Annotated in this window: 27 protein-coding genes and 2 pseudogenes; 14 read left to right on the top strand and 15 right to left on the bottom strand. The window is 67.7% G+C overall.

Going from position 1 to position 26,119, the window contains the following annotated elements; all coding sequences use genetic code 11:
- The first annotated feature begins 30 nt into the window (after positions 1 to 30).
- Both sdhA and ACYVKL_RS10780 read left to right on the top strand, forming a co-directional pair.
- Positions 31 to 1,782, top strand: coding sequence for a succinate dehydrogenase flavoprotein subunit (gene sdhA / locus ACYVKL_RS10785; RefSeq protein WP_379168909.1), 1,752 nt, complete (start codon positions 31 to 33; stop codon positions 1,780 to 1,782).
- Positions 1,782 to 2,549, top strand: coding sequence for a succinate dehydrogenase iron-sulfur subunit (locus tag ACYVKL_RS10780; protein WP_379168814.1), 768 nt, complete (start codon positions 1,782 to 1,784; stop codon positions 2,547 to 2,549). The genes sdhA and ACYVKL_RS10780 overlap by 1 nt, the downstream gene beginning before the upstream one ends.
- Before the next feature lie 67 nt (positions 2,550 to 2,616).
- Here ACYVKL_RS10780 and ACYVKL_RS10775 read toward each other — a convergent pair whose 3' ends face one another.
- Positions 2,617 to 3,234 (bottom strand): PadR family transcriptional regulator, encoded by a 618-nt coding sequence (locus ACYVKL_RS10775; protein ID WP_379168812.1) that lies wholly within the window; start codon positions 3,232 to 3,234, stop codon positions 2,617 to 2,619.
- Positions 3,235 to 3,360: 126 nt separating this feature from the next.
- On the opposite strand from ACYVKL_RS10775, the gene ACYVKL_RS10770 reads away from it, so the two are divergent.
- Both ACYVKL_RS10770 and ACYVKL_RS10765 read left to right on the top strand, forming a co-directional pair.
- Entirely contained in the window at positions 3,361 to 3,822 is a 462-nt protein-coding gene (locus tag ACYVKL_RS10770; protein ID WP_379168810.1) for a hypothetical protein, read from the top strand.
- 158 nt (positions 3,823 to 3,980) lie between these two features.
- Entirely contained in the window at positions 3,981 to 4,871 is an 891-nt protein-coding gene (locus ACYVKL_RS10765; protein ID WP_379168808.1) for a phenylalanine 4-monooxygenase, read from the top strand.
- Here ACYVKL_RS10765 and ACYVKL_RS10760 read toward each other — a convergent pair.
- Complete coding sequence (locus ACYVKL_RS10760) at positions 4,868 to 5,488, bottom strand: acyl-CoA-like ligand-binding transcription factor (protein WP_379168807.1); 621 nt, start codon at positions 5,486 to 5,488, stop codon at positions 4,868 to 4,870. The genes ACYVKL_RS10765 and ACYVKL_RS10760 overlap by 4 nt on opposite strands.
- Complete coding sequence (locus ACYVKL_RS10755) at positions 5,478 to 6,992, bottom strand: MFS transporter (protein ID WP_379168805.1); 1,515 nt, start codon at positions 6,990 to 6,992, stop codon at positions 5,478 to 5,480. The genes ACYVKL_RS10760 and ACYVKL_RS10755 overlap by 11 nt, the downstream gene beginning before the upstream one ends.
- 264 nt (positions 6,993 to 7,256) lie before the next feature.
- On the opposite strand from ACYVKL_RS10755, the gene ACYVKL_RS10750 reads away from it, so the two are divergent.
- Together ACYVKL_RS10750 and ACYVKL_RS10745 are read left to right on the top strand one after the other, a co-directional pair.
- A complete protein-coding gene (locus tag ACYVKL_RS10750) occupies positions 7,257 to 7,928 on the top strand; it encodes an ester cyclase (RefSeq protein WP_357203260.1) in 672 nt (223 codons plus the stop codon).
- A gap of 17 nt (positions 7,929 to 7,945) precedes the next feature.
- Complete coding sequence (locus tag ACYVKL_RS10745; protein ID WP_379168803.1) at positions 7,946 to 9,253, top strand: D-alanyl-D-alanine carboxypeptidase family protein; 1,308 nt, start codon at positions 7,946 to 7,948, stop codon at positions 9,251 to 9,253.
- Here the strand turns inward: ACYVKL_RS10745 and yhjD are convergent, their stop codons facing one another.
- Positions 9,254 to 10,285 carry an inner membrane protein YhjD gene (gene yhjD, locus ACYVKL_RS10740; RefSeq protein WP_379168801.1) on the bottom strand — a complete coding sequence of 344 codons (1,032 nt, stop codon included), beginning with the start codon at positions 10,283 to 10,285 and terminating at the stop codon, positions 9,254 to 9,256.
- Positions 10,286 to 10,315: 30 nt separating this feature from the next.
- Positions 10,316 to 11,341, bottom strand: coding sequence for a tryptophan--tRNA ligase (trpS, locus tag ACYVKL_RS10735; RefSeq protein ID WP_379168799.1), 1,026 nt, complete (start codon positions 11,339 to 11,341; stop codon positions 10,316 to 10,318).
- A gap of 196 nt (positions 11,342 to 11,537) precedes the next feature.
- Here trpS and ACYVKL_RS10730 point away from each other — a divergent pair, with 196 nt between their 5' ends.
- The 4 genes from ACYVKL_RS10730 (at position 11,538) to ACYVKL_RS10715 (ending at position 13,265) form a co-directional block, all read left to right on the top strand.
- The gene (locus ACYVKL_RS10730) at positions 11,538 to 11,687 is read left to right on the top strand and encodes a hypothetical protein (protein ID WP_379168797.1); all 150 of its coding nucleotides are present in this window, start codon (positions 11,538 to 11,540) and stop codon (positions 11,685 to 11,687) included.
- Between the two features lie 85 nt (positions 11,688 to 11,772).
- Positions 11,773 to 12,390, top strand: a complete 618-nt coding sequence (locus ACYVKL_RS10725; protein ID WP_379168795.1) for a hypothetical protein — start codon at positions 11,773 to 11,775, stop codon at positions 12,388 to 12,390.
- Entirely contained in the window at positions 12,387 to 12,974 is a 588-nt protein-coding gene (locus ACYVKL_RS10720; RefSeq protein WP_379168793.1) for a hypothetical protein, read from the top strand. The genes ACYVKL_RS10725 and ACYVKL_RS10720 overlap by 4 nt, the downstream gene beginning before the upstream one ends.
- Before the next feature lie 15 nt (positions 12,975 to 12,989).
- Complete coding sequence (locus ACYVKL_RS10715) at positions 12,990 to 13,265, top strand: Pycsar system effector family protein (protein ID WP_379168791.1); 276 nt, start codon at positions 12,990 to 12,992, stop codon at positions 13,263 to 13,265.
- A 7-nt stretch (positions 13,266 to 13,272) separates the two neighbouring features.
- Here the strand turns inward: ACYVKL_RS10715 and ACYVKL_RS10710 are convergent, their stop codons facing one another.
- Positions 13,273 to 14,238 (bottom strand): oxygenase MpaB family protein, encoded by a 966-nt coding sequence (locus tag ACYVKL_RS10710; protein WP_379168789.1) that lies wholly within the window; start codon positions 14,236 to 14,238, stop codon positions 13,273 to 13,275.
- A 114-nt stretch (positions 14,239 to 14,352) separates the two neighbouring features.
- Between ACYVKL_RS10710 and ACYVKL_RS10705 the strand changes: the two genes are divergently transcribed.
- Positions 14,353 to 14,991, top strand: coding sequence for a TetR/AcrR family transcriptional regulator (locus ACYVKL_RS10705; RefSeq protein WP_379168787.1), 639 nt, complete (start codon positions 14,353 to 14,355; stop codon positions 14,989 to 14,991).
- Here ACYVKL_RS10705 and ACYVKL_RS10700 read toward each other — a convergent pair whose 3' ends face one another.
- The 5 genes from ACYVKL_RS10700 to ACYVKL_RS10680 all read right to left on the bottom strand — a co-directional run bounded on the left by ACYVKL_RS10700 (position 14,992) and on the right by ACYVKL_RS10680 (position 19,719).
- Positions 14,992 to 16,116, bottom strand: coding sequence for an outer membrane protein assembly factor BamB family protein (locus tag ACYVKL_RS10700; RefSeq protein ID WP_379168785.1), 1,125 nt, complete (start codon positions 16,114 to 16,116; stop codon positions 14,992 to 14,994). It abuts the gene before it with no gap.
- 119 nt (positions 16,117 to 16,235) lie between these two features.
- Positions 16,236 to 17,834, bottom strand: coding sequence for a phospholipase C (locus ACYVKL_RS10695; RefSeq protein ID WP_379168783.1), 1,599 nt, complete (start codon positions 17,832 to 17,834; stop codon positions 16,236 to 16,238).
- Between the two features lie 71 nt (positions 17,835 to 17,905).
- The gene (locus tag ACYVKL_RS10690; protein ID WP_379168782.1) at positions 17,906 to 18,415 is read right to left on the bottom strand and encodes a barstar family protein; all 510 of its coding nucleotides are present in this window, start codon (positions 18,413 to 18,415) and stop codon (positions 17,906 to 17,908) included.
- Positions 18,416 to 18,916: a guanyl-specific ribonuclease gene (locus ACYVKL_RS10685; protein ID WP_379168780.1), complete on the bottom strand. Its 501-nt coding sequence runs from the start codon at positions 18,914 to 18,916 to the stop codon at positions 18,416 to 18,418.
- Positions 18,913 to 19,719 carry an exodeoxyribonuclease III gene (locus ACYVKL_RS10680; RefSeq protein ID WP_379168778.1) on the bottom strand — a complete coding sequence of 269 codons (807 nt, stop codon included), beginning with the start codon at positions 19,717 to 19,719 and terminating at the stop codon, positions 18,913 to 18,915. Before ACYVKL_RS10680 ends, ACYVKL_RS10685 begins: the two co-directional genes overlap by 4 nt.
- A gap of 69 nt (positions 19,720 to 19,788) precedes the next feature.
- On the opposite strand from ACYVKL_RS10680, the gene ACYVKL_RS10675 reads away from it, so the two are divergent.
- The 3 genes from ACYVKL_RS10675 (at position 19,789) to ACYVKL_RS10665 (ending at position 23,068) form a co-directional block, all read left to right on the top strand.
- Positions 19,789 to 20,643 (top strand): alpha/beta fold hydrolase, encoded by an 855-nt coding sequence (locus ACYVKL_RS10675; RefSeq protein WP_379168776.1) that lies wholly within the window; start codon positions 19,789 to 19,791, stop codon positions 20,641 to 20,643.
- A gap of 72 nt (positions 20,644 to 20,715) precedes the next feature.
- On the top strand, positions 20,716 to 21,531 hold the full coding sequence (locus ACYVKL_RS10670; protein WP_379168774.1) for an SAM-dependent methyltransferase: 816 nt from the start codon (positions 20,716 to 20,718) through the stop codon (positions 21,529 to 21,531).
- A 115-nt stretch (positions 21,532 to 21,646) separates the two neighbouring features.
- Positions 21,647 to 23,068, top strand: coding sequence for a family 1 glycosylhydrolase (locus tag ACYVKL_RS10665; protein WP_379168772.1), 1,422 nt, complete (start codon positions 21,647 to 21,649; stop codon positions 23,066 to 23,068).
- Here the strand turns inward: ACYVKL_RS10665 and ACYVKL_RS10660 are convergent.
- From ACYVKL_RS10660 to ACYVKL_RS10645, 4 genes and pseudogenes are all read right to left on the bottom strand, one after another.
- Entirely contained in the window at positions 23,065 to 24,327 is a 1,263-nt protein-coding gene (locus ACYVKL_RS10660) for an acyl-CoA dehydrogenase family protein (protein WP_379168771.1), read from the bottom strand. The genes ACYVKL_RS10665 and ACYVKL_RS10660 overlap by 4 nt on opposite strands.
- Positions 24,328 to 24,345: 18 nt before the next feature.
- Positions 24,346 to 25,224 (bottom strand): SDR family oxidoreductase, encoded by an 879-nt coding sequence (locus tag ACYVKL_RS10655; RefSeq protein ID WP_379168769.1) that lies wholly within the window; start codon positions 25,222 to 25,224, stop codon positions 24,346 to 24,348.
- 23 nt (positions 25,225 to 25,247) lie between these two features.
- Positions 25,248 to 25,715: pseudogene (locus ACYVKL_RS10650) on the bottom strand (MaoC/PaaZ C-terminal domain-containing protein); the annotation flags it as partial.
- Positions 25,693 to 26,106, bottom strand: a pseudogene (locus ACYVKL_RS10645) (type II toxin-antitoxin system Rv0910 family toxin); the annotation flags it as partial. The pseudogenes ACYVKL_RS10645 and ACYVKL_RS10650, both read right to left, overlap by 23 nt.
- Between the last annotated feature and the right edge of the window lie 13 nt (positions 26,107 to 26,119).

Genomic DNA, 26,119 nt, shown 5'->3' with positions numbered 1-26,119 from the left:
AGGCCACCTCGCATGAGTGAATCCCGACCGATTCAGGAGCACCGCTACGACGTCGTCATCGTCGGTGCCGGTGGCGCTGGAATGCGTGCGGCGATCGAGGCCGGTCCTCGGGTGCGCACCGCCGTCCTGACCAAGCTCTACCCCACCCGTTCTCACACCGGTGCGGCGCAGGGCGGCATGTGCGCCGCGCTGGCGAACGTGGAAGAGGACAACTGGGAGTGGCACACCTTCGACACCGTCAAGGGTGGTGACTACCTGGTCGACCAGGACGCCGCGGAGATCATGGCCAAGGAGGCCATCGACGCCGTGCTCGACCTGGAGAAGATGGGCCTGCCGTTCAACCGCACGCCCGAGGGCAAGATCGACCAGCGTCGCTTCGGCGGTCACACCCGTGACCACGGCAAGGCCCCGGTTCGCCGCGCGTGCTACGCCGCCGACCGCACCGGTCACATGATCCTGCAGACGCTGTACCAGAACTGCGTCAAGCACGACGTGGAGTTCTACAACGAGTTCTACGTGCTCGACCTGATCCTGTCCGACGGCCCCAACGGCCCGATCGCGACCGGTGTGGTGGCCTACGAGCTGGCCACCGGCGAGCTGCACGTGTTCCACGCGAAGTCGATCATCTTCGCCACCGGTGGTTCGGGTCGTATGTACAAGACCACCTCCAACGCCCACACCCTCACCGGTGACGGCATGGCGATCGTGTTCCGCAAGGGACTTCCGCTGGAGGACATGGAGTTCCACCAGTTCCACCCGACAGGCCTCGCCGGCCTGGGCATCCTGATCTCGGAGGCCGTGCGTGGTGAGGGCGGCATTCTGCGTAATGCCTCCGGTGAGCGCTTCATGGAGCGCTACGCGCCGACCATCAAGGACCTGGCGCCGCGTGACATCGTCGCGCGTTCCATGGTGCTCGAGGTCCGTGAGGGTCGTGGCGCGGGTCCGAACAAGGACTACGTGCTCATCGACGTGACCCACCTCGGTGAGGACGTGCTGGAGGAGAAGCTCCCCGACATCACCGAGTTCGCCCGCACCTACCTGGGCGTCGACCCGGTCAAGGAGCCGGTGCCGGTCATGCCGACCTGTCACTACGTGATGGGTGGCATCCCGACCCGCATCCGCGGCGAGGTGCTGCGCAACAACACCGACATCGTCCCGGGCCTGTACGCCGCCGGTGAGTGCGCCTGTGTCTCCGTGCACGGCGCCAACCGACTGGGCACCAACTCGCTGCTGGACATCAACGTGTTCGGTCGCCGCGCCGGTATCGCCGCCGCCGAGTACGCCCAGCGTGCCGAGTTCGTGGAGATGCCGGAGAACCCGACCCAGATGGTGCAGGACTGGCTGGAGCTCATCCTGTCCGACCACGGCAACGAGCGCGTCGCCGACATCCGCACCGAGCTGCAGAACTCCATGGATGACAAGGCCGGTGTGTACCGCACCGAGGAGAGCCTCAAGTCCATGCTCGAGGAGATCCAGGTCTTCAAGGAGCGCTACTCGCGGATCACCGTGCAGGACAAGGGCCGCCGCTACAACAGCGACCTGCTCGAGGCCATCGAGCTGGGCTTCCTGCTGGAGCTGGCCGAGGTGACCGTGGCGGGTGCGGTGAACCGCAAGGAGTCCCGCGGCGGCCACGCGCGCGAGGACTACCCGGACCGCGACGACGTCAACTTCATGCGGCACACCATGGCCTACAAGACCAGCCCGGAGCTCATCTCCGACATCCGCCTGGACTACAAGCCGGTGGTGCAGACCCGCTACGAGCCGATGGAGCGTAAGTACTGATGACTGCTGTCGCTGAAACGCCGCAGAAGGCGGCTCCGGTGCCGGACGGGTCGACCATGATCACGGTCAAGGTGGCCCGCTTCAACCCCGAGGACGGCAAGGGCAACCACTGGGACGAGTTCAAGGTCCCCGTGCTGCCGACCGACCGGTTCCTGAACGTGCTGATCTACATCAAGTCCTACCTGGACGGCACGCTCACCTTCCGTCGCTCCTGCGCGCACGGCGTGTGCGGCTCCGATGCCATGCGCATCAACGGCGTCAACCGCCTGGCCTGCAAGATCCTCATGAAGGACATGCTGCCCAAGGGCAGCAAGGAGCTGACGGTCACCGTCGAGCCGATCCGCGGCCTGCCCGTGGAGAAGGACCTCGTCGTCGACATGGAGCCGTTCTTCGACGCGTTCAAGGCGGTCAAGCCCTACCTGATCACCAAGGGCAACGAGCCGACCTACGAGCGCATCCAGTCCCAGCACGACCGGGCCCGCTTCGATGACACCACCAAGTGCATCCTGTGTGCCTGCTGCACCACCTCGTGCCCCGTGTACTGGAGCGACGGCAGCTACTTCGGCCCGGCCGCGATCGTGAACGCGCACCGCTTCATCTTCGACAGCCGTGACGAGGGCGCCCGCGAACGCCTGGACATCCTCAACGATGTCGAGGGTGTGTGGCGCTGCCGCACCACCTTCAACTGCACCGACGCGTGCCCCCGTGGCATCGAGGTCACCAAGGCGATCCAGGAAGTCAAGCGCGCCCTGCTCTTCGCCCGCTAGAGATTCCCGGCGAGAGCCGAAAAACCAAGGCCGCCCGCATCTTCGGATGCGGGCGGCTTTCGTTCGTTCAAGCGGTGGTCTGATTCTGGAACTGGGCCAGGGATTCCCAGGACCAGGTGAGGGTGCCGTCGGCGAGGTCGGCGAGAACGGCTTCCAGCCAACGCAATTCGGCTTCGGTGACGGCGCGCTGATATTCGTCCTCGAGCAGGGTGACGCGCGGGAGGCCGAACTGGCGAGCCTGTGCCATCCCCGTGTCGATCTCGTCGAGTGCGGCGCGTACGGCGGCGGCCCGCTTCGCCAGTTCGGCGCGTGCCCCATCGGGGCCCAGCAGCATCAGGAACGACAGTGCCGCAGGGAATTCCGGGAATTCGTTGCGCGGGGTGGCGATCATGTCGTTGATCCAGCCCAGGCAGGCGGTGCGGCCGGCGTCGGTGATCTCGTAGACGGTGCGCTCGGGATATTGCTGCTCGCGCCCGGTCTCGCGGACCGCCACCAGTCCGGCGTCCTGTAATCGCGCGATGGTCTTGTACAGCTGCGCCCGCTGCCCCACGTTGACGACCTTGTCCTTGCCCCACTCCTTGATGCGGCGCTGGACCGCGTAGGGGTGCATCGGTTCCAGGTGCAGGATGCCGAGCACCGCCATGGCCAGGGGCGAGCGCTTGAACGAGGCGGACGAGGCTGTCATGTCAACCACTTTACTAGGTGCCCAAAAACTAGTTTCTTCAAACTAGTTGCTTTGAAACTAGTTTGTATGTCACTATTGAGGAGCAGGCGAACCCGACCAGCACCACCGCCCTGAAGGGACAAGGCCATGAACACCACCGGCACCGTCAAGATCCACACCGACCACGAGACCACCAAGCACCTGGGCGACTGGACCGCCGCCGACACCTTCCAGGTGAAGGCCCGCTACGGCAGCGTCGTCATCGACCTGCGCTCGCCCCGGATCGAGGGCGAGGACGAGATCGTGGTCCACGCCGACCTCGACCACGCCATGGTCAAGCTGCTGGTCCCCGAGGACGCGGTGATCGACCAGTCCGAGCTGACCTGGACCGGCCGGGGCCGGGTCAAGGACATGGCCCGCCCGCAGCACGCCGCCGGCCGCGTCATCCGGCTCACCGGGTCCAGCACCAAGAGCGAATTCCGGATTCACCGCGGCGGCATCGCCATCCTGTCGGCCCTGTTCAGCCGCGAGTTCGTCGAGGAGGCCAAGCGCCCCGACCGCGAGACCCGCGTCCCCGCCCTGCTCGACCCGGCCGGCACTCCCCGCTGACGAACGTCCGTTCGGCCCGGCTGCAAACGGGCCGAATGCCTAGCTGACACCGAATCACTACCCGCACTTCACGGATAACGAGGTGGCCCAGCTGGTCAATATGACCAGCTGGGCCACCTTTCGTTGTCTGGAGCACCGCGCGGTGCTTGCCTTGAGTCATGTTCACCGAGGCGCAGCTGTATTCGCCGGTCACCCAGGGGGCCGACGGTGATGTGACGGTGCACTTGAGCGACCAGCACCCCGGCGTGCACGACCCCGTGTACCGGAGCCGCCGCAATGCCATCGCGGCCATGGCTCTGGAGTACCGGCCCGGCGACCCCGTGCCGCGCGTCGACTACACGGCGGCGGAGCAGCAGGTGTGGCAGATCGTGTCCCGCGAGCTGGCGCGCAAGCGGGAGAAGTACGCGTGCACCGAGGTGATCGAGGCGGCCGAGCGGCTGGGGCTGCCGTCGGATCACATCCCGCAATTGGACGAGGTGACCGCGAAACTGGTGCCGCTCACCGGATTCCGCTACGCGCCCGCCGCCGGACTGGTCCCGTTGCGGCAGTTCTTCGGGTCCTTCGCGGACCGGACCTTCCACTCCACCCAGTACATTCGCCATCACTCCGCGCCGCTGTACACGCCCGAGCCGGACGCCATCCACGAAATCCTGGGCCACGCCAATCAATTGGCGAGTCCGCGGTTCGCGGCCCTCTACGAGACGGCCGGGGCGGCGGTGTCCCGGCTCGAGACCGAGCGGGCGCTGAAGTTCCTGGCCGACGTGTTCTGGTTCTCGATGGAGTTCGGGGTGCTGCGCGAACACGGCGAGGTGCGTTGCTACGGAGCCGGATTGCTGTCCTCGTACGGGGAGATCGAGGAGTTCCGCGACGCCGACCTGCGGCCGCTGGACATCCACGCGATGGGGACCGTCACCTACGACATCACGCACTACCAGCCGGTGCTGTACTGCGCCGAATCCATCACCGAGATCGAGGATGTGGTGGGCGAGTTCTTCGAGACCGTGACCGATGAGACGGTGGCGCGGCTGAAGGGCGTGCAGCCGATCTAGAGCGAGGACATCCCGGCTTCGAGGAACTCGATGACCCGGACGATCTGCTCGGGCGAGAACGGATCGTGGTCGATGAAGGCCATCATGGCGCCGGTGAGCGCGCCCGCGAACGCCAGCACCTCGAAATCGTCCGGGGCGCGCCCGGTCCAGCGCGCCGCGATCTCGGCGACCATCAGCAGATTTCGCTGGACTTCCTGAGCGACCGCGCCCCGCAGTTCCGGGACCGAGTAGAGCAACTCGACGCGTTCCTTCTCGAACGCGAACTCCTCGGCAGTGAGCGTGGCGAAGGCGGCCACGGTGGCCTGCTTGAACGCCGCCAGCAGGGACAGTTCCTTCGGCTGGGCTTCGATAGCGGCGATCATCAGCGGGTCCAGGTCGTCGGCCAGCGCCACCTGTTCCTTGGACGGGAAGTAGCGGAAGAAGGTGCTCGGCGAGATCTCGGCGGCCGCGGCAATCTGCTCGACGGTGGTCTCGGTATAGCCCTGTTCCCGGAAGAGCCGAAACGCCTCCGTGCGGATGGTCCGGCGGGTGCGTTCCTTCTTCCGTTCACGCAGACCGCCCCCGGCCGCGGCTTTCGCCGGGGCCGGAGGCGTCGCGGAGGCAGTCTCAGCCGACATGGACCGATTGTCCCGCATCGAGATCGGCGGCCACGACCGGATCCTTGCGCCGGATCACGAGCGCGGCCAGCACCGCGGCGGCCACGCAGATGGCGGTGCACACCCACAGCATCGAGCTCATGCCGTCGATGAACGCGCTCTGCACGTGTGCCAGCAGCGCGGGGTCGCCGAGCTTGCGGGCCACGCCGACACCGGCGTTCACGCCGTCGGAGATCGGCTCGCGGTCGAAATCGCCCAGGCCCGAACGGTATTCGGTAGACAGCACGGTGCCGAGGATGGCGACGCCGATGGTGCCGCCGGCCTGCCGGAGGGCTTGCAGCAGCGCCGATCCGGAACCGGCCCGCTCGGGGGTGAGATCGTCGGTGGCGGCGCCCATGGCGGCCGGCATCACGAAGCCCATGCCGACACCCAGCAGTACCAGCCCGGTGGCCGCGAACCCGTAGCCGCTGTCCACGGTGATCATCGCGGCCAGCCCGAGACCGGCTGCGAGCAAGACGAATCCGGCCACCAGCACCGCCCGCACCCCGACCTTGGGCAGCAGCCGGTCCACCAGCCGCGATCCGACGGCCAGGCCGCCGATGAGCGGCAGCAGGCGCAGTCCGCTGCCCAGGGTGTCCGCGCCCAGGACCGCCTGGAAGTACTGCGGCATGGTGAAGAACAGGCCGAACATGGCGAAGTTGACCAGGATCATGAAGACGGTGCCCCACCGGAATCCGGGCTCGGCGAACAGTCCGAGGTCGACCAGCGGGTGTGCGGTGCGGCGCTGCCACAGCACGAACGCGGCGCCCAGTGCGACGCCCGCGGCGATGGCGGTCCAGGCCACCGGGTCGCCCCAGCCTTCCTGGCCGCAGCGGATGAAACCGTAAGTGACGCCCAGCATTCCGGCCGCGGACAGCAGTGCGCCGGGCAGGTCGATGCGGAAGGCGTTCGCGCTGTTGGATTCCGGCACCAGCAGGGCCACGGCGATGGCGCCGACGATCACCAGCGGCACGTTGAGCAGGAAGGCCGAGCCCCACCAGTAGTGCTGCAGCAGCCAGCCGCCGACGATCGGGCCCAGCGGCAGGCCGATGGCGGTGGAGGTGATCCAGATGGTGATGGCCCGCTGCCGCTCCCCCGGTTCCGGGAACAGTGTGGGCAGCACGGCCATGGACAGCGGCATGGTGACGGCCGCGGCCAGGCCGAGCACCACGCGGCCGGCGACGAGCTGGCCGGAGCTGGTGGCGAAGGCGCACGCGACGGCGGCCGCACCGAACAGCAGCAGGGCGCCGAGCAGGAACTTCTTGCGGCCGTACCGGTCGCCGAGGGCGCCGGCCGGGAGCATGAAGGCGGCCAGGGCCAGGGTGTACGCGCTGCTGAACCACTGCAGCGCGGAGGTGTCGGCATGCAGGTCGGTGGCGAGGGTCGGCAGGGCCACGGTGAGGACGGTGACATCGAGCCCGATGGTCAGCATGGCTATGGCCAGGGCTCCCAGCGCCAGCCAGCGGCGCACTCCATCAGCTTTCATGACAGTTCCAATCATTTGAGTGCTTCTCGATAATGAGAGCGTCTCTCATTTCGGAGACACTGTCAATTGTTGTCGCGTCATGAGCTCCCAAGCATGAGGCGTCATGGGTTCATCCGGGGTCGAATGGGGTGCGTCACCATTCCGCTCTTTGGTACTGGAGTCCCAAATACTTGTCGCGACACGAACTCGTCCTGCTGTTACCGTCATGCGGTCCGTTTTCGAGATCGACGACCCCCCAAGGGGTCTGGACACGTGAGGCACGAAATGACTGACCAAGCAACCGAATCCGTCGAGACCCCTCTGCACCTGCAGGGCCGCGACGCCGTGATCGCCGCCGCCGCACCGGAGGACTGGCGCGAGGGCGCGCCCGACTACCACCTGAGCAAGGAAGTCATTCCGGTCGAGCGCAGCACCCAGCACGCGCCGGATTCGCTGGAGCACATCGTCGAAGAGCTCGTGAAGGTCTTCGAGATGGAGGTCTCGCACAAGAAGGACCCCGCCAAGTGGGTCTCGCTGGTGGCCGAGCACTACCGCGGCCGGGTCAACGGCGGCCAGTGGCAGGACGCCGAGGAATTCGCGCGCATCGGGTCCTACAACATCCTGATCGGCGAGAACCCCTTCTACGACGTCGCCGGTGAGGACTTCGAGTCCTCGCACAAGATCTTCCACACCGCCTTCCCCGGCGGCTTTTTCTGGGAGGTGCTGGAAGTCCTGTCCGGCCCGCCGACCGTCACCTTCAAGTGGCGCCACTGGGGTCGCTACGAGGGCGAGTACAAGGGCCACCAGCCCACCGGCGAGCTCATCGAGATGACCGGCGTGACCATCGCCAAGGTCTCCGAGGACCTGCGCATCGTCGAGCTCGAGCACTTCTACGACAACAACAAGCTGCTCGGTCCGCTCGCCCACGGCTGCCCTGTGAACCACACCGCCAACTAGGCGATAAAGTCGGGCGCGTGAGTAACCGCAGGTATTCGCGCCTTTTCACCGCCGCGACGCTCGCGACGGGCCTGACCGTGTTCTCGGGCGTCGCCTGCGGGCCGTTACCGGGAACCGCGTGGGCCGAGCCGTCGGCTACGGCGCCGTCGACCACCACGACGCCGTTCACCACCCCCAATACCGACACCTGCCCGAACAAGACCACGCCGCCGTCCCCCATCGATTCCTCCGAGGTGCCCGAGCCCGGGCAGAAGGCTCCGGCCGCGCTCCCGATTCCGGATCCGCCCATCGGGGGCAAGCGACTGGGCGGGTGCGGGGTGATCCTGCCGGCCGGGGCCGGGCCACTGCCGGAGGGGATCTCGGCGACCGCGTGGGAGGTGGCCGACCTGGATTCCGGGACGGTGCTCGCCGCCAAGGACCCGCACGGCCGGTATCGCCCCGCCTCCACCATCAAGGTGCTGCTGGCGGCGGTGGCGATCCCGGCGCTGGCCCTGGACACGGTGGTGACCGGCACCCAGGACGACGCCAATGCCGACGGCACCCGGGTCGGCATCGGCCCGGGCGGCACCTACACCAACAAGCAGCTCTTCCAGGCCCTGATCATGGCGTCGGGAAACGATGCCGCGCATGCCATCTCGACCCAGCTGGGCGGGGACGACGCCACCGTCGCGAAGATGAACGCGATGGCGAAACAGTTGCAGGCGTTCGACACTCGCTCCGCCAGCCCGTCCGGCCTGGACGGTCCCGGCATGAGCACCTCGGCCTTCGATCTGGCCATGCTGTTCCGGCATTCGATGACGTTGCCGCTGTTCGCGGAATTGATCCACACCGAGCAGGTGGACTTCCCCGGCTTCCCGGCCGACCCGAAGATCCCCGGCGACAAGGATCATCCGGGCTTCCCCATCGCCAACGACAATCATCTGCTCTACGAGTACGACGGCGCCATCGGCGGCAAGACCGGCTACACCGACGACGCCCGCCAGACCTTCGTGGCGGCCGCCGAACGCAATGGCCGCCGCTACGTGGTGACCCTGCTCAAGGCGGACGTGCGGCCGTTCCGGCCGTGGGAGCAGGCGGCCAAACTGCTCGACTGGGCCTACGCGCTCCCGGCCGGGGCGAGCGTGGGCACCATGCCCGACGCGACCGCGGGCTCGAATCCGTCGGTGGCGCTGGCCAGTCCGCCCGCGCCGCCGGAGGCGGCACCGGAGTCCGATTCCGGCTCGGGCGGCAATCACGAGAATCTGCGCATCACGCTCATCGTCGGCGGCGTGATCCTGGTCCTGGTGTTGCTGCTGGCCGCGCGGAGGCTGAGCCGCCGCCGCTGATCAGCGCCGGCGCAGCGTCGAGAGCAGCACTCCCGCGAAGGCTCCCGCACCGAACCACGCCGCGCCCGCGCCCGCCGGGAATCCCGCCGCCGTGACCCGGGGCCGGATGACGGCGGGCGCCGGCGCCGGAATATCCTCCAGCACTTCGTTTTCCGAGGCGGTGGCGGCCCACGCGGTGGCGAACAGGATGATCCGCGCGGTGAAGTAGCTGAACACCATCAGTCCGATGATGGGTCCGAACACCACGCCCGCCGGGCCGTTGACCACCGATCGCAGGATCACCGAGGCCAGCTGTTTGAAGCCCTCGAACACCACCGCGGCGATCAGGGCCGCGCGGGCCGCGCTGCGGAAGGTGACCGGATGCAGGGGCAGGCGCGCGATGATCCACACGAATACCGCCCAGTTGGCGAGCACTGCGAGCAGCAGCGACGCCAGCGTGAGCAGCGCGGTCACCCAGGCCGTCTGGTGGATGTGCAGCCGCTGCAGCAGGTCGCTGATCAACCCGCTGGAGGCCAGCACCGACAGGCCCAGCGAGACGAGGATGGCCAGGAACAGTCCGATCAGCGCCAGCAGGTCGGAGACCTTGGCCAGGAACCAGTTTCGTTTCACGCTGGGCTGGTCCCACTGCTCGGTGAGCGCGGCCCGCAGATTGCCGATCCAGCCGAGGCCGGCGTACGCACCGGCCAGCAGACCGACGGTGCCTACGCCCGCCCGCGATTCCACCGCCCGGTGGATCAGATCGTTGATCGAACTGCCCGCGGCTCCGGGAATGTTCTCCACGATCTTGTCCTGGATATCGGTGAGCCACTGCGGATTCCGCGACAGCACGAAGCCGGCCACCGCGAATCCCACCATCAGCAGCGGGAACAGCGACAGCACCGTGAAATAGGTGATGCCGGCGGCGTAGTAGTCACCGCGCTGCCGCTGATAACGCCCACCGGCCCGGACCAGGTGATCCAGCCAGGGCCGACGCCGGATCCGGGTCCTGATCCACGTCTCGACGTTCTCCACGACCTTGCCGAACACCGCCACCTCCGCACACCTGGGCGCGCGGCGGCCGGGTCAGCGGGCGAGGAACCCCACCCGGTCGTACACCTGCGCGAGAGTCCGCCCGGCGACCTCCCGCGCCCGCTCGGCTCCGGCAGCGAGGACACGGTCGAGTTCGCCCTGGTCAGACATGTATTCTTGCACCTTCGCACGCAGCGGTGTCACGAACTCGATGAGCGCGTCCGCCGTATCCGATTTCAGGTCACCGTAGCCCTTGCCGGCGTAGTCCTGTTCGAGCGTGACGATCGGAGTGTCGGTGAGCGAGCTCAGGATGACCAGCAGATTGCTCACACCCGCCTTGGTCTCCGGGTCGTAGCGGATCTCGCGTTCGGTGTCGGTGACCGCGGAGCGGATCTTCTTGGCCGAGACCTTGGGGTCGTCGAGCAGGCTGAGCAGGCCGGAGTCCGAAGCCGCCGACTTGCTCATCTTCGAGGTCGGGTCCTGCAGGTCGTAGATCTTGGCGGTGCCGGTCACGATGTGCGCCTCGGGCACCACGAAAGTCTTCTTGTAGCGAGTGTTGAAGCGCTGCGCCAGGTTTCGGGTCAGCTCCAGGTGCTGACGCTGGTCCTCGCCGACCGGCACCAGCTGGGGCCGGTAGAGCAGGATGTCGGCGGCCATCAGCACCGGGTAGGTGAACAGCCCGACGGTGGCGTTGTCGGCGCCCTGCTTCACCGACTTGTCCTTGAACTGGGTCATCCGGCTCGCCTCACCGAAGCCGGTGATGCAGTTCAGCACCCAGGTCAGCTCGGCGTGCTCGGGGACCTGGGACTGCACGAACAGGGTCGACTTCTTGGGGTCGACCCCCAGGGCCAGCAGCTGCGCCGCCGACACCTTGGTCCGCTTCCGCAGTTCCTTGGGGTCCTGCGGAACGGTGATCGCGTGCAGGTCGGGGATGAAGTAGAAGGCGTCGAAGTCGTCCTGCAGCCGCACCCAATACTGCAGCGCGCCAAGGTAGTTGCCGAGGTGGAAGGAATCGCTGGTGGGCTGGATTCCGGACAGTACCCGCTGCTTACGCTCAGCGGTCGGCTCAGAACTCGACATGGGTCGAGCTTAATTCGCCCCGCCCCCACCCTCCGGAGCGGGTTCGCCGCCGCGGTCCGGCATCCGGATGGCAATCCCGGATCAGGCCCTCGAAACAGGTAGTCGACTACTCGGGTACGCAGGTCACGAGCGGCGCAGACTCGATATCCGGGCGCCGGTTCGCGGGCGCCCCGAGTCTCGAAAGGTTTGCCATGCGATGCGGGGCGCGACCGTTCCTCGCCACGGTGGCCGTGGCGGCGGGGCTGCTCGCCGCAATGCCGATTGCGGCACCCGCACCCTCGAGCACCGCACCGACGCCACCGACTTCGACGACGGACGGGTCGGGGTGCTGCGGCGGGAAGCCTGATTCGGCACCGCCGCCCAGCGGCCTCTCCTATGACCCGACACTGGCGGCGGCCCCGTCGGATCCTCGGCGTGGCACCCAGGTCACCGTGTCCGGCGCGGGCTGGCCGTGCGAGACGGTGCAGATCGCGCCGAGCTGGTCCGAGCCCATCCGGAAGACCGTCACGGACTATTCGTTCACCGAGCCGGTCCCTGTCCCCGCTACGACCGAACTCGGATCCCAGACGATCACGGTCACCTGTCTCGTGCAGTACTTCCTGGTTTCGAAATCGACGACCATCACGATCCACGCGGTCCCGGTCGTGAACAGTTCCACCCCGGACACCTCGTCCCCGCAAACGTCCGTCCCGGAAACGTCGGTCCCACAAACGTCCGTCCCGCAAACGTCGGTCACGCCGACGCGGACCGCCCCGCAGCCGGCGCACCCGGGGGACAACCGCATCCGCGACATCCTCGCCATCGCGGCCCTCCTCGTCGCCATCGGTGTGGCACTGCTCGTGCTGCGGCTGCGACGCGGACGCCCGCCCGATCCGGCCGATGGGGATCGCCCCGATCCCCATCCGTCCCGGATTCGGGTGCGGGTGGCCGCCGACCCGAACCCCGCGATCCACGTGCGCGAGCTCGATACCCGATCCCCTGTTCCGGGCATCAGGGTTCGGCTCGCCACGAATGAGCCACAGCTTCACGTCAGAGAGGTTCGGCGATGACGAGTCCGGTTTCGATCACTGCCAGGAACGTGCTGTTCGGGTCCGCCGGCCCCGCAGCCGTCAGGAACGAATTGGCGACCCTGCTGCATGCGAGCGGCGCCGGGGACCTCGCGCTGCGGTGGGCGGCGGGCGTCACGGCGGCTGTGCGGTCGGCGGTGCCGCGCGAGGTGGCCGGGGCGGTCGACACTGTGCTCGCCGTCGACCTCGGCGGGGTCGCGCGGACCGGCTGGCAGCGCTACCGGCGGCTGCACGAGGCGGCGGTGCGCACCCGCTCGGGCGGTGTCGAGCAGGTCGATCTATACGAACACGAGATCACGCAGACCTGCCGCCCGCGCGTCGAGGTCACCATCGATGGGAACCGAGTGGGTGAGTTCGAGCTCGAACTCTGTGTCGCGGAACTGCTTCGCCCGCTCACGGCGACCGTTCGGGACGGCCTGCTGGTGGCCTTGGGCCCAGGCGATTGCAGGGTGACGGTCTCGATGGACGCCCCGGAGGCCGGACCGATCGTCGAGCGCGAGCGAACCTTCCCCATCGCCACCCTGGTCGACCTGCGACGCCCGATCCCACTGCTGGCCCACCACTGAACCAGGAGGACGGCCATGCCCATGGATGACAAGGATCGAATCGGACTGGCTTGGCAGATTCACGCGGCCATCATGGACTGGATCGGCAAGGTCGATGTGAAGGCGAGTTTCACGCTGACCCTCGACGTCGCCTTGCTCGCCGGGGTGGTCACCCTGTCGAGGGACGGTGGGCTGCTGTCCGGCCTGGACGGATTCCCGCTGCTGTTGTACCGGGCGGGCTGGACGCTGCTCTTCCTGTCCGGTGTGATTCTGCTGTCGCTGAGCTTTCTCGGCACCCACGTCGGTCACTGAGGCGCGCCTACGCTCCGAGCCGGTCCGCGAGCGAGCGGGGGTCGACCCCCGGCATGGACGGGCGGCCGGAGCCGATCAGGCGCTGTTCGCGCCGGGTGACCAGCTTGTAGAGCGGGTAGCTGGGGCCGGTCATGGGGGCCTCGAGCGGATTGCCGAGCAGCGGCGGGGAGAGGTGGGCGGTGCGGACCGCGCGGGCGAGGCCACGGAAGGCGACCTCCTCGCGCAGGCCCCAGTCGAGGTCGTACATGTCGCGGATGCGCTTGGGCAGGCTGCCCTGGACCAGGAGGGAGAAGCCGGTGAGGGCCTGCTGGGCGGGCATCGGGAGGGGGTGGGCGACGCGCTGGCCCATCAGGTACGAGCCGACCAGTTTGGCTTCGTCGGTGAGGTGGGGTTCGCCGGAGGCCAGGTAGGCGTCGAAGTAGTCGCGGAATTCGCGGTAGGTGTAGGGCGCGGCGCTGCGCGGCATGCCGAACAGTTCACCCCAGCGCACGTAGTCCTGGTACAGCCCTTCGCGTTCGGTCGGGGTGAGCCGGCGGACCAGCAGATCGTGCATGACCTCGGCGGAGTCGAAGGTGAAGGCCATGGTCATGAACATCAGGTGCGGGTCGTTGGCGGAGTAGCGGGTGCCCGCCGGGTTGGCCGTGCCCGCGGATTCGGGGATGGCGCCTTCGACCGGGGCGTGCCGCTTGCGGGTGAATTCCCGTGCGCGGTCGGCTTCTTCGCGGGTGCCCAGGGAGACGGCCTCGAACAGCCGGCCGGTGAGGGCGAGGCGGGTGTATGGGGTGGTCCGGTGCTGCGTGTTCTCCGCGGTGCCGACGTAGAGCAGCGGATGTACCGCGCCGATGACCAGCGCCCGCTGACCGTAGGTGAGTCCGACCGCGCGCTTGCGCATCACCCGCCGGATCATCGAGTCGTCGGAGAAGTAGCCGCTCTGGGCCTTGCTGGAGCCGCTGCGGGCCGCGCGTGCAGGCATCGTTGCCTCCCGGTCGGGTGTGATGGTCGCCACCACATCTGGAAATAGAGTCCCCCAGATCACGGAATCTGGCAAGACCTTCTGCCAGAATCGCGGCCGTGCCAGAATCGGTTCGTGACCGGGCAACGGACCTACGGCGGCAGCACCGCCGACCAGCGACGCACGCAGCGCCGCACCGCCCTGCTCGGCGCCGCCCTCGACATCCTCGGCACCCAGGGCATCGACAAACTCACCGTCTCCGCACTGTGCTCGGGCGCGGGCCTCAACGAGCGCTACTACTACGAGAACTTCGACGGCCGCGACGCCGTCCTGTCGGCCCTGTTCGACACCATCGCCGAGGAACTGGCCACCGCCCTGCTCGCGGGCCTGCAATCCGCCCCCGACGACACCCGCGCCAAGGCGCACGCCGCCATCACGGCCGGCATCCACGTCCTCACCGACGACCCCCGCAAGGCCCGGGTGGCGCTGGTTGTCAGTACCGCCACCCCCGAATTGCGCACCCGCACCACCCACACCATCAAGGCCTTCGCGAATCTCGTGGCCGCCGAGGGCATCGACTTCTACGGCATCACCGAATCCCAGCCCGACCCACTCATCGGCTTCCGCGCCACCTACCTGGTCGGCGGCCTGGTCCAGACCCTGATGGCCTGGCTCCAGGGCGACATCCCCATGACCCGCGACGAACTCGTCGAAGCCACCACCGACGTCTTCGTCCTGCTGGGCGAGGACCTGGCCCGGGAGATCCGGCGCTGATCAGCGCGCGATCGCGGTGACCGTGGCGTCGTCGGCGGCGGACTCGACGTAGCAGTGGGTGTCGCCGAGGGCGAAGTGCACGTCCTGGCCCGGCTTGTCCGGGATCGTCTGCAGCCAGCGGGTTTTGCTGGTGTGCGCGTCGATGGCGCGCAGGGTGCGGGCGGCCAGCAGGTAGACCGAGCCCGCGGCCTGGTAGCCGGCCGCGTCGACGGCCTCGCCCTTGTCGGAGACGGTGAGGCTCCACAGCGGGGAGGTCTCGCCGCCGGGGCTCATGGCGTGGAGTTTCGCACCGTCGCACAGGAAGTAGGCGTCGCCGGAGCCGAAGACGGTGCCCGCCGGGTACGGCAGGGCGGGTGTGCTCCACAGCGCCACACCGGTTTTCGGGTCCAGGCCGGAGACGGTGTGGGCGCCGTCGCTGGCCAGGACCGCGCCCTTGACCAGGCCTGAGGTGATGGTGCTGGCCGAGACGGCCGCATCGCCCGCCCGCGACCAGGCCGTCGCCCCGGTCTCCGATTCGAGGGCGACGACATCGCCGCCGGTGCCGGACTTCTGGTTGTAGAGCAGCGAGCCGGTCTCGGGCACGGCCAGTCCGTCGTTGACGCAGGGCGTCTTCCACTTCACCGATTTCGTGGTCAGGTCCACGGCCCAGACTTCGCGCCCGGCGCCGCCGTGATCGACGGCGATCAGGTACAGCACCTGGTCACGGACCCCGAACGCGCCGGAGAGCGTGACTCCCTCGGGTGCGTCGAACATCCATTTCCGTTGCCCGGACGCCAGATCCACCGCGACCGCCCGGTCACCGGCGGCATCGGGTTCCGCGCCGCACACCACCAGCGTCCCGTTCCACGGGCAGGCCCGCTGCGCGATCCCCGGCGTGCTGATCGGCAGCCGCCACAGCGCCCGGCCGGTCTTGGCGTCGATCCCGGTCAGCAGTCCGTCGGATTCGGCCACCACCGCGCCCGACCCGTATCGCATCCCTTTGATCGGGCCGTCGGCCTTGAATTCCCAGGCCACGCTGCCCGCCGCCGAGGTCGCGCTGTCCCGGCGCGGTACGCCGCACGCCGCCAGCAGGCCCGCGGCGGCCAGAATCACACCGTCGCGCAACACTTTCCGACGTTCGATCACACCGATTCCCTACTCGCTCGACACACTGTCAGCGACTATAGGTCCCCGCGGGTCCACCCGAATACGAAACCGCCCGGCCCGCTCGGAGCGAGCGGGCCGGGCGGTCGCGGAGCTTCGGGCTAGCTCGCCGCGCCGGTCTTCGGGTCCAGGCGCAGGACGGGCTGGGCGGTCGCCTTGAAGTCGAACAGGGCGTCCAGGGTCCCGGCCTTCTCGTCGAACGAGTCGTCGCCGATGCGGCCGGTCTTCCAGTTGTCCTCGATGAACTTCAGGATCGAGGCCTGGTCGGTGACACCGTGGTCGACGAAGTTGGACTTCGCGTAGGGCGAGACGACGAGCAGCGGAATGCGCTGACCGTAGCCGCAACGACCCTGGTACTTGGCCGGATTCGCCTTGGCGTCACCGCACGCGCCGGGCGCGGTGTAGCCGTCCTGCTCGGAGGCGGAATTCATGACCAGCTTCGGGGCCGCGTGGTCGTACCAGCCGTCGGAGTCGTCGTAGGCGAGCACGACCGCGGTGTCCTTCCACTCCGGCAGCTGCTGCAGGTGGTTGATGGTCTCCACCAGGAACTGCTGCTCGTCCAGCGGATCGGAGTAGGCGGCGTGACCGTCCTGGTAGCCGGCGGCCTTCAGGTAGCTGACGGCGGGCATGTTGCCCTTGTCCGCGGCGGCCCAGAAGTCGGTCAGGTCGTACTGGTGGTTGGCCTGATCGGTCTGCCCGATCTTGTCGACCGAGGTCGGCGGCAGGTGATGCGGGTTGGCCGTCGAGGCGTAGTACTGGAACGGCTCGTGGTGGGGGATGTAGTCGCCCTTGGTGTCCCACGCCTTGTCGCCGGTCTTGCCGGTACCGCCCAGCGCCACACCGACATTGTGGACGCCGCCGCAGACGGCCTTGCCGTCCTTGGTCTCGGTCGGCTTGAAGCCGCCCTGGAAGAAGCCCCAGGTGACGTTCTTCTTGTTCAGCAGGTCACCGATATTGGTTCCGGTCATCTGCACGGTGTCGCGGCTGGAGCAGTCGTCGCCGTAGGGCTGCGGGTCGCCGACCACGGTGCCCTGGCCGTTGCCGGCGTTCTCCAGCACGGTGTCCTCGGGGAAGGGCTGGCCCGGCTTGGGCGGCTCCATCTTGGTGACGCCGTGGGTCTGGCCCGCGACCAGGTTCAGCGCGCCCACGGTGGACGGACCGAAGGTGGTGGTCCAGGAGTTGTCGCTCATGGCGTAGTGCTGCGCGTAATTCCACAGCGCGGTCACCGAATTGCCGTCGTAGTAGTCCATGACCAGGCCCTGCGGACCGTAGGTCGGCTGCTTGCAGGACTTGCCCTCGGACACGTTGGTGTGTTCGACGAACTGGTCCATCTTGCCGCCGTTGAGGGCGAGCTGCTCGTCCTTGTACTCGTGGTCCTGGTCGCAGGTGATCTGCTGGCCGGGGCCGCCGAGCCGCACGGGCTGCGCCTTGTTCGGGTTCTTGGTGAGCAGGTCCGGGGTGAGCCCGTCGACCTTCGGCGTGTTCGGCAGCGCCGTGAAGGTGGTGCCGTCGGTATTGGCGGCGGCCGGGTAGGTGCCGAAGTAGTGATCGAAGGAGACGTTCTCCTGGAAGATCACCACCACGTGCTTGATCGGGGTCGCGGTCTCCGCGGCGGCTTGGTCGGACGACGAGGAGCACGCGCTGGCGCTCAAAGCGACCAACGCGGCGAACGCGGCGGTGGCGCGGCTTCGTTTACGCATATCGGAACCCTCCCAGTATCCGAGGCCGGTTGGTTCGCTCGCAGGTTAACCGCAGGGGAAACTCCGGTGAATCACGGATTCGGCGATTCCGGATCCAATGCCAGTGGGATCACCGGCAATCCGGGCGGGGTGGCGTCCTGCAGCACCACCCGGAAGGGGATGCCGCGCGAGGCCCAGATCGCCGCGCAGTCGGTCATCGCCTCGGCGAACCAGTCCCGTTCGGCGGGCTGCTGATCGAGCATGAGCGCCGCATTGCGGATCACCGCCACGTATCCCGGCGCCGCGCCGACGAAATCGTCTATGTCGCGCAGGCATTCGTCGAAGGCGTCCTTGTTCTCCCCGAAGTAGTACGGGAATTGGAAGGCCGCCGCGAACTCGTCGAAAACCTCGGTGACCGTGCGCATCTTGCGGCCGCGTAGCTCCCGGCAGAGGTAGCCGTCCGGCATCCGGTAACGGACGCCGGAGAATTCGGCCGCGCCGACCGGCAGCACGCCGAGCACCGGGGCGGGCGCCGTGCGCGCGGTGACGTCGGCGACGGCGGGAGCGGAGAGGAACTGCGACAACGGCGTGGGCTGGGTCATTCAGCGCATCCTCGTGAAGGTTTTGTAGTGGTCCCCCGTGTAGTACGCCGACCCGTCGCTGCCGGTGATGATGCGTTCGGCGTCGCGGGTCTGGCCGCGCTGCTTGGGATTCACATCCCATTCCTGATAACTGATGGCCTTGCCGGAGGCGTCCTTGCGGGCCAGGCTGCCGTCCCGGTTCTGCCAGGGGTCGCCGCCCTTGGTGCCGGGCGAGTTGGCCGAATCCGGCCAGCGCCCGGCGTCGATCTCCACCAGGGTCGCGTAGGCGCGGTCCGGTACGCCCGCCACCTTGGACGGCGGCGCGGCCTGATCGGCTGGAGCCGGGGTCGCGGCGCCCGGCTTGGCCGTGGTCCGAACCGTCGAGGTGGCAACGGGTTTCGCGGTGTTGCCGGTGTCGTGCGGGTGATCGCCGGCGCGGTTGGCGAGGAAGGCCACGATCAGCAACAGCACGGCCACGCCCAGCGTCAGCCAGGCGCTCGACTTCTTGGACAGCTTCTTCATCGGTACTGCACCGTCACCGGCGCGTGGTCGGACCAGCGTTCGGCGTAGGTGGCGGCCCGTTCCACGACGGCCTGCTTGGCGCGGGACGCGATCTCTCCGCGGGCGAGCTGATAGTCGATCCTCCACCCGGCGTCGTTGTCGTAGGCGCGGCCGCGGTAGGAGTGCCAGCTGTAGGGCCCCGGCACGCCCGGGTGCAGGTCGCGCACCACGTCGGCGTACCCGGCGGCCAGCATGGACGACACCCAGGCGCGTTCCTGCGGCAGGAAGCCCGCGTTCTTGACGTTGCCCTTCCAGTTCTTGATGTCGAGTTCGGTGTGCGCGACATTCCAGTCGCCCATGATCACGAACTCGCCGGGGTGGGCGAGCATGCGCGCGCCGATGGCGTCGAGGAAGCGGTACTTCTCGTCCTGCATGGGCGTGTCCGCCTCGCCGGTGTGGACATAGACGCTGGCGATGGTGAGGTCGCCGAAATCGGCCTCGACGTAGCGGCCCAGGGTGGCGAATTCCTCGACGGGCGACCAGGTTCCGTCCTGGAACAGTCCGACCCCGATCCGCACCGCGTCGGGCTGGTGCCGGGACAGGATGGCCACGCCCGCGCGGCCCTTCAGACCGGGCTCGGCATGGCTGAGAATCCAGCCGGCGTCCAGCGCGGGCGCTAGTGCGCTACGCGTTTGCTCATCGGTCGCCCGCGTCTCCTGCAGGCAGACGATATCGGCCTCGGTAGCGGCCAGCCACTCGAGCAGTCCCTTGCCCGAAGCGGCACGCACTCCGTTCACGTTGCACGTACTGATGATTTTCGCCACTTCACGACCGTACAATGCGCCTTACCGACTCTCTTCACGGACATCGAGGTCCAGGAAGGGGTGACGACGATGACGTCAGGCACCGCCCGGCCCACCGCCCCGCCCGCGCCCATCCGCGCGCTCCACACCGGCTCCGGTGAACCACTGCTCCTGCTCCACGGATTCATGATGTCCCCGCATTGCTGGGAACAGGTGGCGCAGCGCATGGCCGGCCATTGCGAAGTGTTCGCTCCCGCCTTCACCGGGCATTGGGGCGGGCCCGAACTCGACGGCTGGTTCATCGATATCAGTGCCCTTGCCGACCGGATCGAAGACCAGCTCGACGAGATGGGCTGGCGCACCTGCCATATCGCGGGCAATTCGCTCGGCGGCTGGGTCGGCTTCGAACTCGCGCGCCGCGGCCGGGCCCGCACCCTCACCGCTATCGCGCCCGCGGGCGGCTGGCAAACCCCCTCCACGCTGCAGTTACGGGTGGGATTGAAGTTCCTGTCGCTGCTGCCGCTGGTGGAGATCGGCAAACTGCTGCCCGACGCCATCACCTACAGCGGGCTCACCCGGCAGGCGGTGGCGCTGCTGCTCACCAAGCACCCCGAGGCGGCCTCGCGGGCCGGGCTGGAGGCGGCCATCACCTCGGCCCTGCACTGCAAGGCCATGATCCCGATGCTGGTGAGCGGGTTGCGTTTCCCGGCGCTCGAGCACCTGTCGACCCTGCGCACTCCGGTGCGGCTGCTCATGTGCGAGAACGACCGGGTGATCCCGAATCGCCTGTACGCCAGGCGTTTCCTGGAGGAACTCCCGGATTCCGCGGACCGCATCCTGGTCCACGATGTCGGGCACGTGCCGATGCTGGAAGCGCCGGACCGGATCGCGACACTGATCGCCGAACACGTCTACGCCAGCCGCACCCGGTTGCGCGCGGTCTGACCCGGCGCCGGCGGGCGCCCGGGGTTAGCCGAACGCGCGCCGGAAAGCGTTCTCTTACATACGATTACTGCCATGGAACAACCGCAGATCGATCAGTCCAAGCCCAGCATCGCCCGGGTGTACGACTATCTGCTGGGCGGTAAGGACAACTACGCCGCCGATCGGGAGATCGGGGATTTCTTCATCCGGGATCTGCCCGGGTCGGTGGATATCGCCTATGCCAACCGCAATTGCCTGGTGCGCGCGATCGGCGAGATCTCGCGGGCGGGCATCAACCAGTTCATCGACATCGGCAGCGGCCTGCCCACCGCCGACAATGTGCACCAGGTGGCGCAGCGGCACCTGACCGACCCGCACGTGGTGTACGTCGACAACGACCCGATCGTGCTGGCGCACGGCCGCGCCCTGCTGGAGACCGACGAGTACACCACGGTCCTGCACGCGGATCTGCGCGACTCCGAGCAGATCCGGCACCATACGGAAGTCGAGCGGCTCATCGATTTCGATCAGCCGGTGGCCGTGATCTTCAGCGCGATCCTGCACCACCTCAACAATGACGAGAAGCCCGACCAGATCGTGCGCTACTGGGCCGATCAGATCCCGTCCGGCAGCATGCTCTACATCTCGCATTTCCGATCCGGCTTCAACGAGGAGACCCGGGTGGCCGAGCAGAAGCTGCAGGCCAGTTTCGGCCGCGGCCGCTGGCGTTCCGACGAGGAGATCCTCTCCCTCTTCGGCGGCCTCGAGATCCTCGAGCCCGGGCTGGTCCCGTGCCCATTGTGGCGGCCCGAGCCCACCGCCGAGGGCGTCTCCCGGATCGGCGGCGACCACCACGATCTGAGCGTCTGGGAGCAGTTGATCTCGGCCGCGCTCGCCCGAAAGCCCTGATCTGAAATAACTTCTAGTCGAAAGGGTCCCATTCTGGACGACTGACCAGTAGAGTCTGGGCGGCCACCCCAGCGGCCTCCGCCGCGCCCGCACCACCTCTGGGAGATTCGCCGCGATGAGACCTACGCGCGTCCTGTGTTCGTTCCTGTCGGCCGTGGCCATCGTGGCCGGCGGCTCCGCCGTGGCCTTCTCGGCTCCCGCGGACGTCGCCGGGACCGGCAGCGCCGGCACGGGCAGCGCGGGCTCCGGCAGCTCCAGCGGATCGGGATCGGGTAGCGCCAGCGGGTCCGGGACCGGCAGTTCGGGCGCGCCGACCACGGTGAACCCCTTCGGGTCCGACTTCATGTGGGGCGTCGCCATGTCCGGCTTCCAGTCCGAAGGCCATGCGCCCGACAGCAACTGGAGCCGGTACGCGAACTCCGGCAAAGCACACGACCCGTACCTGAACTCGGTGAACTTCTACGACAAGTACGCCGAGGACATCGACCTCGCCGCCGGGATGGGCCTGAAGGTCTACCGGCTCAGCATCGAATGGGCGCGGGTGCAGCCGAAGGCGGGCGTGTGGGACGACCGTGACTTCCAGTTCTACGACACGGTCCTGCAGAAGATCCGCGCCGCCGGCATGCGCCCCATGCTGACCCTCGACCACTGGGTCATCCCCGGCTGGGAAGCCGACCGCGGCGGTTGGAAGAAGCAGGACATGGTGTCGGACTGGCTGGCCAACATGCGCCGGGTCGTCGACCGCTACGCGAGCTACGACCCGATGTGGGTCACCATCAACGAGCCCATGGGCTATGTCGCGCAATCCATCAAGATCGGTGACATCGGGGTGCTCGACGCGCTGCCCATGTTCGACCGCATGGTGCAGGCGCACAACTCGATCTACGACTACATCCACGCGCACCAGGCCGGCGCGAAGGTCACCAGCAATATCGCGCAGTACCCGATCGTGCAGGACCTGACGGACATGATGTTCGCCGACCGCATCAAGGGCAAGATGGACTACATCGGCGTCGACTTCTATTACGGCGCGTCCCTGACGAACCTGCCCAGCCCGGCGCTGCTCGGCGACGAACTGTGGAAGAACGCCATCGAACCCGAGGGCATCTACTACAACCTGCGCAACTACACCGAGAAGTTCCCCGGACTGCCGATCTACGTGGTGGAGAACGGACTTCCCACCGAGAACGCCGCCCCGCGTTTCGACGGCTACGACCGTGCCGACCACCTGCGCGACACCGTCTACTGGCTGCAGCGCGCCAAGGCCGACGGCATGAATGTCATCGGCTACAACTACTGGAGCCTCACCGACAACTACGAATGGGGCAGCTTCTCACCGCGATTCGGGCTCTACACCGTCGATGCGAAGAGCGACCCGGCGCTGACCCGCCGCCCCACCGACGCGGTGGCCGCCTTCAAGGACATCACGGCGCGGGGCGGCGTCACCGCCGACTACCGCCCCACCCGCAAGCCCGCCTTCTGCTCGGTCGCCATCCCGTTCGGCGACTGCCTACGCCCGGTCTCCGTCCCCAACTAGCGGGCCAGCAGACCCTTGGCGACATGGGTCACCTGAATCTCGTTGGAACCGGCGTAGATCATCAGTGATTTCGCGTCCCGGGCCAGTTGTTCGACGTGGTATTCGGCCATGTAGCCGTTGCCGCCGAACAACTGGACCGCGTCCATGGCCACGTCGGTGGCGACCTCCGAGCAATAGAGCTTCATGGCCGAAGCCTCGGCCAGGCTCGGAGGTTTCCCCGCGCGGTTGCGTTCCAGGGCGTTGAAAACCATGTTCTGCACGTTGATTCGGGCGACCTCCATCTTGGCCAGCTTGAGCTGGACCAGCTGGAACCGCCCGATCTCCTGACCCCACAGGGTGCGGGTCTTGGCGTAATCCACACAGAGCCGGTGGCATTCGTTGACGATGCCCAGCGCCATGAAGGCCACGCCGATCCGCTCGGCGGTGAAGCTCGACCGGGCGCTCTCGCGTCCGTCGCCGCCCTTGTGTTCCTCGGTCTCACCGAGCAGCCGGTCCCTGCCCAATCGCACATTGTCGAAGAACAATTCGCCGGTGGGTGAGGCGTGCAGGCCCATCTTCTTGAACGGCTTGCCCTGGGTGAAACCCTCCATGCCCTTGTCGAGCACGAAGGTCAGCACCTTGCGGTCGCGCTTGTCGACGCCGTCGCCATTGTCGAGTTTGGCGTAGACGACCACCGTGTCGGCGTAGGGGCCGTTGGTGATAAACGTCTTCTGGCCGTTGAGGATGTAGTCCTCACCGTCGCGGCGGACATAGGTCTTCATGCCGCCGAACGCGTCGGAGCCGGAGTCGGGTTCCGTGATCGCCCACGCCGCAACCTTCTTCATGGTCACCAGATCGGGCAGCCAGCGTTCCTTCTGCGCGAGGGTGCCGCGCGACAGGATGGTGGTCGCGCCGAGACCGATGCTCACACCCATGGCGCTCACCAGTCCCATGCACACCCCCGACAGCTCGCTGACCAGCACCGCCATCAGCGACTCCTGCCCGGAGAACGGACCGCCGTCACCGGAACGCTCCTTCTTCTCCGGCAGCTCCTCCCCCGCGGCCAGTGCCGCTTCCCGCTTGCGCTGCCTGGCCAGCAGTTTGGTGATCGACTCCTCGCCCAGCGCGTCGATCCCGAACTCGCTGAACAGCTTCCGGATGATCGGATACGGCAGCAGCTCCCCGCTGTCGAGCGCGTCGAGGTGCGGCCGGATCTCCTTGGCGATGAAGCCGCGGACCGCGTCGCGGATCAGCTCATCTGTCTCGGACCATTCGAACATCGTTGTCCGCCTTCCCTTTTACGGCAGTCGCCCGGCGATATCGTCGATGGCCCACGGGCCCTCGGTCTCGATGGTCTTCACGTCGTGCCACCCCGCCAGCTCCGAGATCGCACCGCCCTGCACCGCGAACACCTTGCCGGTGATCGGGCACTTCTCGGTGGCCAGGTACGCCACCAGCGGGGAGATGTTGGCCGGGCTGAAGGCGTCGAACTCGCCCTCTTCCAGGCTCGCCTGCTGCGCCGCCATCATGTCGCCCATGCCCGGGGTGGCCAGCGTGAGCCGGGTGCGCGCGATCGGCGCGATGGCGTTCACCCGCACGCCGTAGCGGGCCAGCTCATCGGCGGCCACCAGGGTGAGCGCCGCGATACCAGCCTTGGCCGCACCGTAATTCGCCTGCCCGGCATTGGGGATCGTGGTGCCCGACGCGGAGGCGGTGTTGATGACAGCGGCATTGGGCTGATTGCCCGCCTTGGACTGTTCCTTCCAATAGGCGGCCGCGTGCCGCAGCACCGACACATGCCCCTTGAGGTGCACGGCCAGCACCGAATCCCACTGCGCCTCCTCCATGCCCGCCAGGAAGGCGTCGCGCAGGATGCCGGCGTTGTTCACCACCACATCCAGCCGCCCGAACTCCGAAACCGCCTGATCCACCAGGTTTTTCGCGCCCTGCCAGTCGGCCACGCTGTCGGTGTTGGCGATCGCGCGCCCACCGGCGGCAATGATCTCGTCGGCCACCTGCTGCGCCGGGCCCGCGTCGGAACCCTCACCGGCATTGCTGCCGCCGAGGTCGTTCACCACGACCGCCGCGCCCTCCCGGGCGAACAGCAGCGCGTGCTCGCGGCCGATACCGCGCCCGGCGCCGGTGATGACGGCAACCCGTCCCTCGAGTGCACCCATGAATGTCTCTCCTCAGTTCTCGATCAGTGGGCGATCTCGGCAAGGCCGTCGCTCAGGACGGTGTCCTCGCCGCGCACGGTGCGGAAGGCGTAGGTGGTGATCCCGTTCGCCGAGCCCACCTTCCAGATCTGCGTCTCCAGGTCGTCACCGGGGAAGACCAGTTTGGAGAACCGCACCGCGTATCGACGCAGCTTTCCCACGTCCGAGCCCGCCACCTGCGACAACACCCCCCACGAGGACATCGCCATGGTGCACAGGCCGTGCGCGATGATGCCGGGCAGACCGGCATCCTTGGCGACCTGATCGTCCAGGTGCAGCGGCACCGGATCCCCGGAGGCCGGCGAATAGCGGAAGGTCTGGTCCGCGTCCACGTGCGCCGCCGCCGTGGCCAGCGGCGGCTGCTCGGCCAGCGCCTTGTCGAAGCGGTGCGCCGGGGCGGCCGCGCCGGCCTGCCTGCCCACGTCGACATTGCGGAAGAACGCGGTCAGCCAGCTGGGTCATGCCGTCCTTCTCGACCGCCTTGCCCAGCGCGCCCTTGATCAACGCGCCTTCGAAGTCGCCCGAGACGGAGAACTTGCTGCCGTTGCCCTCGGGGGTGATGTCGAAGGAGAACTGCACCTTCACCCCCGCCATGCCGGTGCCGCTGAGCACCAGTTTGTTCGGGGTCTCGACGCTCTCCACCACCCATTCGATCTTGTTGGCCATGCCGAGCATGAGGATCTTGGCGGTCAGTTTCGCGCCGGGCGCAAGCACCGCCGGGGGCTCCTCCATCCAGCGCTCGTGGATGGAGAACCACTTGTCCCAGGTCTGCGGGTCCGAGACCACCGCCCACAGCGCGTCCGGAGTCGCGTTCAGGTTCTTACCGGCTTCGATGTGTCCCATAGCTTTTCACTCC

This window comes from Nocardia tengchongensis, assembly GCF_054781395.1.
Note: the sequence above shows the minus strand (reverse complement) of the source record. Positions and strands in the feature narration are given on the sequence as shown.

Excerpts from the sequence above, each read along its gene's own strand:
- ACYVKL_RS10780 (WP_379168814.1), top strand. The coding sequence starts at position 1,782 with ATGACTGCTGTCGCTGAAACGCCGCAGAAGGCGGCTCCGGTGCCGGAC.
- ACYVKL_RS10775 (WP_379168812.1), bottom strand. The coding sequence starts at position 3,234 with ATGACAGCCTCGTCCGCCTCGTTCAAGCGCTCGCCCCTGGCCATGGCG.
- ACYVKL_RS10770 (WP_379168810.1), top strand. The coding sequence starts at position 3,361 with ATGAACACCACCGGCACCGTCAAGATCCACACCGACCACGAGACCACC.
- ACYVKL_RS10765 (WP_379168808.1), top strand. The coding sequence starts at position 3,981 with ATGTTCACCGAGGCGCAGCTGTATTCGCCGGTCACCCAGGGGGCCGAC.
- ACYVKL_RS10760 (WP_379168807.1), bottom strand. The coding sequence starts at position 5,488 with ATGTCGGCTGAGACTGCCTCCGCGACGCCTCCGGCCCCGGCGAAAGCC.
- ACYVKL_RS10755 (WP_379168805.1), bottom strand. The coding sequence starts at position 6,992 with ATGAAAGCTGATGGAGTGCGCCGCTGGCTGGCGCTGGGAGCCCTGGCC.
- ACYVKL_RS10750 (WP_357203260.1), top strand. The coding sequence starts at position 7,257 with ATGACTGACCAAGCAACCGAATCCGTCGAGACCCCTCTGCACCTGCAG.
- trpS (WP_379168799.1), bottom strand. The coding sequence starts at position 11,341 with ATGTCGAGTTCTGAGCCGACCGCTGAGCGTAAGCAGCGGGTACTGTCC.
- ACYVKL_RS10730 (WP_379168797.1), top strand. The coding sequence starts at position 11,538 with ATGCGGGGCGCGACCGTTCCTCGCCACGGTGGCCGTGGCGGCGGGGCT.
- ACYVKL_RS10720 (WP_379168793.1), top strand. The coding sequence starts at position 12,387 with ATGACGAGTCCGGTTTCGATCACTGCCAGGAACGTGCTGTTCGGGTCC.
- ACYVKL_RS10715 (WP_379168791.1), top strand. The coding sequence starts at position 12,990 with ATGCCCATGGATGACAAGGATCGAATCGGACTGGCTTGGCAGATTCAC.
- ACYVKL_RS10710 (WP_379168789.1), bottom strand. The coding sequence starts at position 14,238 with ATGCCTGCACGCGCGGCCCGCAGCGGCTCCAGCAAGGCCCAGAGCGGC.
- ACYVKL_RS10695 (WP_379168783.1), bottom strand. The coding sequence starts at position 17,834 with ATGCGTAAACGAAGCCGCGCCACCGCCGCGTTCGCCGCGTTGGTCGCT.
- ACYVKL_RS10690 (WP_379168782.1), bottom strand. The coding sequence starts at position 18,415 with ATGACCCAGCCCACGCCGTTGTCGCAGTTCCTCTCCGCTCCCGCCGTC.
- ACYVKL_RS10685 (WP_379168780.1), bottom strand. The coding sequence starts at position 18,916 with ATGAAGAAGCTGTCCAAGAAGTCGAGCGCCTGGCTGACGCTGGGCGTG.
- ACYVKL_RS10675 (WP_379168776.1), top strand. The coding sequence starts at position 19,789 with ATGACGTCAGGCACCGCCCGGCCCACCGCCCCGCCCGCGCCCATCCGC.
- ACYVKL_RS10670 (WP_379168774.1), top strand. The coding sequence starts at position 20,716 with ATGGAACAACCGCAGATCGATCAGTCCAAGCCCAGCATCGCCCGGGTG.
- ACYVKL_RS10665 (WP_379168772.1), top strand. The coding sequence starts at position 21,647 with ATGAGACCTACGCGCGTCCTGTGTTCGTTCCTGTCGGCCGTGGCCATC.
- ACYVKL_RS10660 (WP_379168771.1), bottom strand. The coding sequence starts at position 24,327 with ATGTTCGAATGGTCCGAGACAGATGAGCTGATCCGCGACGCGGTCCGC.
- ACYVKL_RS10655 (WP_379168769.1), bottom strand. The coding sequence starts at position 25,224 with ATGGGTGCACTCGAGGGACGGGTTGCCGTCATCACCGGCGCCGGGCGC.